Source organism: Pseudomonas sp. MONT-RG-20F-20-E-7-02 (assembly GCF_022662395.1).
Taxonomy (GTDB): domain Bacteria; phylum Pseudomonadota; class Gammaproteobacteria; order Pseudomonadales; family Pseudomonadaceae; genus Aquipseudomonas.
The window spans coordinates 1-401 of sequence record NZ_JAKNQN010000045.1 but is presented as its reverse complement, the minus strand read 5'-3'; the positions used below and the strand labels follow the sequence as shown (position 1 = coordinate 401).

The following is a 401-nucleotide window of genomic DNA, read 5'->3' as shown; positions in this document are numbered from 1 at the left end:
GCGCCACCAAACGCCCAGCGTCGTCGTACTGATACGCCGTCACCGCGCCCAGCGGGTCCTGCTCAACCGTTAGCCGACCCTTGTCGTCGTAGGATTTGAAGTGCTCGGCGCCATCCGGATCAACCCGCTGCACCAGCCGCGCGCGCTGGTCATGGACATACACTTCCTGGCTGCCATCAGCGTTGTGAACCGTGACCCTGCCACCGTCCTCCCACACATACCGCGTATCCATCTGCGAAAAGCTGGCCCAATGCCGAACACACCGAGCCGCCTTACCAGCCCGTTCCCACTCCCAAAAAAAACTCGCCCCACCGGCCAGTTGCCGCTCAAGAATGACGTGCTGCTCGTCGTACCGATAAACCTCGCTTTCGCCTACGGCATTGGTCGCTGAAACCAGTCGT

Annotated in this window: 1 protein-coding gene; it reads right to left on the bottom strand. The window is 61.3% G+C overall.

Features of this window, described 5'->3' with window-relative positions; translation table 11 throughout:
* The coding region (locus tag L8I05_RS29465) for an RHS repeat domain-containing protein (protein ID WP_242176735.1) at positions 1-401 on the bottom strand (401 nt) is incomplete at both ends.